This is a genomic window from Candidatus Omnitrophota bacterium, assembly GCA_016209275.1.
Lineage (GTDB): Bacteria > Omnitrophota > Gorgyraeia > Aquiviventales > Aquiviventaceae > JACQWM01.
This window is the reverse complement of the sequence record JACQWM010000044.1, coordinates 1-7,588: the sequence shown is the minus strand read 5'-3', so window position 1 is coordinate 7,588 and position 7,588 is coordinate 1. Positions and strand designations below refer to the sequence as shown.

The window sequence follows — 7,588 nt, the reverse complement described above, 5'->3', positions numbered from 1 at the left end:
TGGATCTTCGCCTCCAGCAGCCGAGAGATGTATTTCATACACTCAATATTCTACGAAATTTGAGTGTTTGTCAACAAAATTCTACCTCCAGAAAAATCAGGAAAAATCAGGGACGGTTCTTATGGTATAGCGGGCTCAGGCAAGATCAGGAGTTTCACGGCGGTGCCCTCCGGGGCCGACCGTGTCAGTGGCGGAGGCTCAGCCGCTCAGGAGGGTTTCCCAGGGCTCGCCGGCGAAGTAGCGCAAGATGCCCTCGGCCGCGGTCAGGCCGGCGCGGGCGGCGGTGGAAACCAGGTTCGGGCCGGTGACACAGTCTCCGCCGGCGAAGACGCCGCGGATCGGGGTTGCTCCGGTTAATGGGTGGGCTTTGACCGTGCCTTTGGGAGGCACCATGAGAAACGGATGCTCTTGATCAAACGCCGCCTCCACGTCATACCCGAAGGCGAGGATGGCGAGATCCGTCGGCACGGTAACGTTGGAGCCAGAGACCATTTTCGGCGAGCGTCGGCCTGAAGTATCCGGGGCTCCCAGCTCCATCCGCGCGCATTCGATGGACGACACGTGGATACCGTCCTCGGAATGAAACGCCAGCGGGGCGGTCAGCATCAGGAAGTTCGCGCCCTCGTCCTTGGCCGCGGCGACTTCCCTTTTGCTCCCCGGCATGTTGGCCTCATCGCGCCGGTACACGCAGCTGACCTCGGCCGCCACCAGCCGCAACGACGTCCGCACGCAATCCATGGCGCTGTCGCCCCCGCCGAGCACCGCCACGCGGCGTCCGGTCAAGTCGCTGATCGGCTCCCAGTCGTTGGGCAGCTCGTTCGGATCATAGAACACGCGCACGAGAAACTCAGTCGAAGACATGATGCCGGAGAGTTGATTACCAGGCAGATCCGGCATCGCCGGCCGGCTGGCCCCGATGCCGATGAAGGCGGCGTCGAATCCTTCGTCGGTGACGAGCGATTCGATCCAGCGCACGTCGGTGTTGGTGTAGAATGTGACACCGAGGCCGCGCAGCATGTCCAGATGCGCATCGAGCAGCTCTGTCGGCAGCTTAAAGCGCGGAATCCAGCGCAGCACCCCGCCCAGCCGCGGCCAGCGCTCAAACACCGTCACCTCATGGCCGGCGCGCGCCAGCGTTTGCGCCACGGCCAGGCTGGCCGGGCCTGAGCCCACGGCCGCCACGCGCTTGCGCGCCGTCGCCGTCCTCTGAGGTGCCCGATCCCCATTGCCGGTCCACTGCTTCCACCCTTCCTGAGACACAAAGCGCTCAAGTAATCCAATCGCCACCGCTTCGTGCTTCACGCCGATGGCGCAGGCACCCTCGCACAGCCGATCCTGCGGACAGAGCCGGCTGCACAGCTCCGGCATCGGGCTGGTCTGCCGGATGATGCCGTACGCTTCGGCCACGCGGCCTTGCTGCAGCTCGCGCATCCAGTCCGGAATTTTGTTGTGCATCGGGCAGACCGACTGGCAGCGCGGGTTCTTGCACAGGATGCAGCGATTCGCTTCCTCCACCGCCTGGGCCAGCGTGTAGCCGCTGGTGAGTTCATCGAAATTCCTCCGGCGCCCCGCCGGAGACTGCATGGCCGGCCGCACCCTGGGTTTGACCTCACGCATGGGCTCCTCCTTTATCCCGCCCCCCCGCCCGGGGGGCGGGGCTCGGCTGCACCGTTGCCCCGTGCACTCAGTTTCGCGTGGATGCCGGCGGCCGCTTTCAGGCCGGCTCCGGCCGCGAGAATCACCGTCGCCGCACCCGTCACCGCATCGCCGCCGGCGAAGACGCCGCTGCGCGATGTTTCTCCGGATGCTTCTTTGACGATGAGCCCGCCCCACGACGTGGTGGCCAGCCCGCCTTCTTTGGTCAGCAACCGGTTCGGCCGCGTGCCGATGGCGACGACGACGGTGTCGACCGGAATGACGGACGGCGGCTCCTCCGTGGGGATCGGCCGCGCGCGCCCGGATTCATCCGGCGGGCCCAGCCGCTGCCCCTGGCACTCCAAGCCGGTCACCCACCCCTCAGGGGATCCGAGGACGCGCACCGGGTTGGTGAGCCATTGGAAGATGACGTTCTCTTCTTTCGCGTGGGTGTACTCTTCGACGCGCGCAGACATCTCTTCTTCGGAGCGGCGATAGACGATGCGCGCCTCGGAGGCCCCCATGCGCAGCGCGCTGCGGGCCGCATCCATCGCGGTGTTGCCGGCCCCCACGACGGCCACGCGAGTCCCCACCTTCAGCGGCGTGTCGCACTTCGGAAACTGGTACGCCCGCATCAAGTTGATGCGCGTCAAAAACTCATTCGCCGAATAGACCCCGTTGAGATTTTCGCCGGGGATGCCGAGAAAGCGCGGCAGGCCGGCCCCGGTGCCGATGAAGACGGCCTGGAATCCCTGCTCCTGGAACAGCTGATCGATCGTGATGGTTTTCCCGATGATCACGTTGCAGATGATGTCGACTCCCATCGCTTTGAGCTGCCCGATCTCATCATCGAGCACCGCTTTCGGCAGGCGGAACTCCGGAATGCCGTAGCGCAGCACCCCGCCGGGCGCGTGCAGCGCTTCGAAGATCGTGACGCGATACCCCAGCCGGGCCAGCTCCCCGGCCGCGGTCAGGCCTGAGGGGCCGGCCCCGACGATGGCCACGCGAAGCCGCTCCGAAGCCTCTGGCGAAGGAGGGCGCGCCCCGGTTGGCGCAGCCGGTGCGGTCACGCTGCCGCGGCGGTGCTCGCGCGCCCAGTCGGCGATGAACCGCTCCAAATGGCCGATCGCCACCGGCTCAAACCGCGTCGCCATGTGGCACAGTTTTTCGCACTGGCTTTCCTGCGGACAGACGCGGCCGCAGATGGCCGGCAGCGGGTGCGCGTTCCTCACCTGCCCAAACGCCTCCTCGAACTTGCCGTCGGCGATGCATTTGATGAACGATTTGATCGGCACGTGGACCGGGCAGCCTTCTTCGCACACCGGCTCCTGGCATTGCAGGCAGCGGAGCGCCTCGAACCGGGCGCGCGATTCGGTATAGCCGCGGTTGACTTCATCAAAGGTGCGCGCGCGCTGAGGCACCTCCTCATGCGGCATCCCGGTTTTTTGGGCCGGCTTAAGCGGCATTGGACAGCTGCTCCTCGCTGCGATACATCTTGCTGCGCCGCACGCATTCATCGAAGTCGACCTGATGCGCATCAAACATCGGCCCGTCCACACAGGCGAACTTGCTTGCGCCCCCGACCGTCACGCGGCAGCCGCCGCACATGCCGGTCCCATCAACCATAATCGGATCGAGCGACACCTGTGTTGGCACATGAAACTCGGCGGTGACGGCGGCCACGGCGCGCATCATCGGCATCGGGCCGACCGCGACCACTTCGATCTCGCCCAGCGGCTGCACCACTTGCAACCGTTGTTTCAAACAGTCGGTCACAAACCCCTTAAACCCGACCGACCCATCATCGGTGCACGGCATCACCAGTTCGCAGACGCTGGAGAGTTCGTCTCTGAGAATCAGCAACTCCTTGTTGCGCGCCCCGATGATCGCCTCGGTCGGCACGCCGGCTTGGCGCAACCCGCGCAGCAGCGGATACAAGGCGGCCGCGCCAAAACCGCCGCCGACACCGATGACGCGTTTGCCGCGCATCAGACGAAACGGCTCGCCAAGCGGACCGACCAGGTCCAGCACCTCTTGGCCTTCTTGCAGCGCGCCGAAGAGTTTTGAGGTGCGGCCGACTTCCTGCACGACGACGGTCACGGTGCCCTGCGGCGCATCGAAATCCGCGATCGTCACCGGAATGCGCTCCCCGCCTTCGCGCACCCGCACGATGACGAACTGGCCTGGCTTGGCCGCCTGGGCCACCCACGGGGCCTCGATGAGAAACCGGTGGGTCGCCGGGGTGAGGCGCTCTTTCTTCAAAATCTTGAAGCTGCGGCCTTCGTGGATCGGATGCGCCGGCTCAGCAGATGCCATAGGGCTCACAACTCCGGATGCTCGTGCTGGGCTTTCAGGCGCCGCCACCGTCGATCATTCTCCGCCTCGGCTTCGGCGACGACGCCGTCCATCTCCGGGGCCATCAGGTGCTTGGTCTTGCCCATCAGCGCGAACCAGTCCCGCAGCGGCCGCCGGCGACCCAACGCCTCCGGGTCATACGTGATCACCGTCTTGCCCCGCTCGATCTCATAGAGCGGAAAAAAGCAGGTGTCCACCGCGGCTTGCAGCACGCTCTCGGCCGAATCATCCGGCGACATCCAGTTGAGCGGGCAGGCCGAGAGAATTTTGCCGTAGACAAACCCTTCCCGATTCGCGTACCACTGCGCCTTGGCCGCCTTCTTCATCAAATCTTCAGGGAAACCTTCGACGGCGGTAAAGACGTACGGCGCATTGACCGCGGCGAAAATCTTCGGCGTATCTTTGTGATGGAACAGCTTGCCCGTGCTCTTCGGTCCGGCCGGGCTCGTGCTGGTTTGATGTCCGAGCGGCGTCGAATAAGAGAGCTGCCCGCCGGTGTTCATGTAGCCTTCATTGTCATACTCGATGATGATCATCCGGTGATTGCGCAGCGCCGTGCCCAGCGCCGCCCCCATGCCGATATCCATGCCGCCATCGCCGGAGACCATGACGAACGTCGGCTGCTCCACCTTCGGCAGCTCCCCGCGCCGGGCGCGCTCGGCGTACATTTCCACAAGCCCGGAGAGCGTCGCCGCCCCGTTTTGAAACAGGTTGTGCAGGTAGCTGACGCGATGCGCGCTGGCCGGATACCCGGTGGTGACCACCATCGCGCAGCCGGTTTGATACAGCACGACGACCGGCCCATCCAGCACGCGAAAAAATTGCTTGATCGTGGTAAACGCCCCGCAGCCAGGACACGCCCCATGGCCGGGGGCCACGCGGTGCGGGGTGGGCGCCATTTTCCAGAACGGATCCAGTGTGACCTGCAGCCGCCCGGTCGATGGATCTGGCGTGATCTGCGCGTGGTGGCGGGTGACCTCTTCTACGGTGAGCACCGGCGGAGCCGGATGGGTGCTACGCCCGTTCTTGGCGGTCGCATCATCGCCGGGTGTCACGCCGAGATAATCAAACTGCGGCACGCGGCGGCGCTTCAACGCGCCTGCCGCTTGCTCGAAGAGCTGCACCGCATTCTCGACGGTGAAGTCTTTGCCGCCCAGGCCGTAGATGCGCGAGAGGCACTTAGGCTGGCGCGGCGCATGCGCTTGCAAGGCTGCCCGCACCTCCAGGCTCAGATTGCCGCCATCGGCCCCGTACGAATCCGCCCGGTCGGCAATCACGACCGCGTTCATGCCTCCGAGGATCCGTGCCAGCTCCTCGGCTGGAAACGGCCGCAGCACCGTCGGGTGCACCACGCCGACCTTCATGCCTTGCTTGCGCAGCTGATCGGCGGCCTCTTTCGCGGTTTCAGCGGCGGAGTTGAGGAGAACGAGCGCGATCTCGGCCCCTTCCATGGCATACGGCTCCACCGTGTGGTAGCGCCGGCCGGAGAGCTTGCCGAACTCCCGGAAGATGGCGGGAATGATGGCGCGCGCCTCATCAAACGCCAGCTTCAGTTGATACTTATTGTTGATGAGATCAGGGTCATTCATGTACGGCCCGATCGTCACCGGATGCTCCGGATCGAGCATGGTCAGGGGGGCGCGGCATTCGCCGACGAACCGCCGCACGACCGCATCCTCGAAGGTGTAGACCCGGCGCTTCTGGTGGCTGGTGAAAAATCCGTCGTACGCCACGATCACCGGCAAGCGCAGCGATGGATGCTCGCCGATGCGCACCGCCATCAGGTTCATGTCGTAGACCGCTTGCGGGTCGTTCGCCAGCAGAATGATCCAGCCGGCATTCAGCGCAAAATAGAGGTCGGAGTGATCGCAGCGGATGTTGAGCGGGCCGTTGATCGCGCGGGTGGCGAGGTTGAGCACCATGGGAAACCGCGTGCCGGACTGCACCGGCAGCTGCTCCAGGGAATAGAGCAGCCCCTGCGAGCTGGTCACATTGAGCACCCGGCCCCCGCCGGTGGCTGCGCCATAGCAGATGCCGGCGGCTCCATGTTCGCCGTCCGCCGGGATCATCGCGATCTGATGCTGCCCGCGCGCCTTCATCTTGCTGAGCTGCTCGGCCACTTCGGTCGACGGGGTGATTGGGTAGTAGCCCATCACGTGAAAATTGATCTGCGAGGCGGCCAGGGCGGCCAGCTCATTGCCGCTGGTAAAGGCGAGTTTCTGAGACGGCCGCGAGGCGGCGGCGGGGCGTGATGTCGCCGTGCTCCTGTCGGGCTTCATGCCGAGTCCTTGCGCGAGAGCGGCACGCGCTGCGCGCTCACCCAGGCACCCTCGCGCTCTTTGGTCAGCGCGCCCGACGGGCAGGAGTCGATGCAGCGCAAGCAGCCTTTGCAGAATTGGTAGTCGATGCCAAGCAAGCATGCAGCGCTGCCTTGCTCCTCCCACACGAAGCAGTAGTCCGGGCACACCAGATCGCAGATGCCGCAGTTGGTGCACGCTTGCGCGTTGAACTGCGGCGCAAATCCTTGGCGGGAAGCGGAGAGATCATTGGCGATCGTGTTGCCCACATCGATGATCGCTCCGCCCAGCGGGGCGGTGCGGTATCCCCAACGCAGCGTTGTCGAGCCATCCGGCGGCGTCGGCTCAGGACCCTCGGCGATCAGCCGCTCTGCCGCTTCCTGATAGCCGCGCCAGAACGTCTTGACGTTGGACTCTGCCAGCGCCGCGGAGCGCTTGCTGAAATGCTCCTCGAGCGTTGCTGCCAGCGCCTTGGCATCGATACGCGGGCAGCCTTTAGCCACCGCCCCCAGGATGGCGGTGTTGATGCGGGTATGCTCCTCCACCGCAATCGCCATCGCATCCACCAGCATCGCGCGGCCCTTGGGCAGCGGGAGGGCGGCTGAGGCCGGCGCGTTGACGATCAGGAGCCCATCGCGTTTCAAGCCGGCCAGTGTCACGGGGCGCGCGAGCAGGGCCACGTGAAAGACCGCCAAGACATCCGGGGCCACCACCGGACTGCTCACACGGATGGGCGCGTTTCCGCCGACGGCGCGGATGAAGGAGCGCACCGGCGTGCCTTTCTTCTCGGAGCCGTACGAGGAAAATTGCGAGGCGTTGAGCCCCTGGCGGAGCACCAAGGACTCGGCCAACAGCTGGGCGGCCAGATGCGCGCCGAGCCCGCCGATGGACTCAAATCGGATCTCGAAGGAAACGGAGGCAGCCCTCATGGAGGAGTCGGGCTAGTTAACCACACCCCCAAAGCTGACACTATGAGCGCGATCATACATTGCGAGGCTAGGAGGCGCGGGCGATTATGCGGGTGCCGTATTCCCCACGAGCAAGGCCACGGTCCTGAGTAACTCCCCAGACTCGAACGGTTTCGTCATATACGCGTCAGCGCCGTGGGCGAATCCTCTGAGCTGATCGATCGGCTGGTTCTTCGCCGTCAGGATGAGCACGGGCAGCGCCCAGAAACTATACAGGCGGCGCAGCTCCTGGCAGACTTTGTGGCCATCCATGTCCGGCAGCACCAGATCCAGAATCACCAAATCCGGCTGATGCTCCACGGCCCAGCTGATCGCCGCCTTGCCGCACAGGGC

6 protein-coding genes are annotated in these 7,588 nt (G+C 65.0%); all 6 read right to left on the bottom strand.

The annotated features are described in order from the left end of the window. Positions 1–198: 198 nt before the first annotated feature. Positions 199–1,617 carry an NAD(P)-dependent oxidoreductase gene (locus HY737_06365; protein MBI4598005.1) on the bottom strand — a complete coding sequence of 473 codons (1,419 nt, stop codon included), beginning with the start codon at positions 1,615–1,617 and terminating at the stop codon, positions 199–201. Between the two features lie 11 nt (positions 1,618–1,628). Next, positions 1,629–3,101 (bottom strand): NADPH-dependent glutamate synthase, encoded by a 1,473-nt coding sequence (gene gltA / locus HY737_06360; GenBank protein ID MBI4598004.1) that lies wholly within the window; start codon positions 3,099–3,101, stop codon positions 1,629–1,631. Further along, a complete protein-coding gene (locus tag HY737_06355) occupies positions 3,091–3,951 on the bottom strand; it encodes a sulfide/dihydroorotate dehydrogenase-like FAD/NAD-binding protein (protein MBI4598003.1) in 861 nt (286 codons plus the stop codon). The genes gltA and HY737_06355 overlap by 11 nt, the downstream gene beginning before the upstream one ends. Before the next feature lie 5 nt (positions 3,952–3,956). Next, positions 3,957–6,269 carry a pyruvate synthase gene (locus HY737_06350; protein ID MBI4598002.1) on the bottom strand — a complete coding sequence of 771 codons (2,313 nt, stop codon included), beginning with the start codon at positions 6,267–6,269 and terminating at the stop codon, positions 3,957–3,959. Continuing rightward, positions 6,266–7,216, bottom strand: a complete 951-nt coding sequence (locus tag HY737_06345) for a 2-oxoacid:acceptor oxidoreductase family protein (protein ID MBI4598001.1) — start codon at positions 7,214–7,216, stop codon at positions 6,266–6,268. Before HY737_06345 ends, HY737_06350 begins: the two co-directional genes overlap by 4 nt. 84 nt (positions 7,217–7,300) lie before the next feature. Continuing rightward, on the bottom strand, positions 7,301–7,588 hold a 288-nt coding region (locus tag HY737_06340), incomplete at its 5' end, for a response regulator (protein ID MBI4598000.1).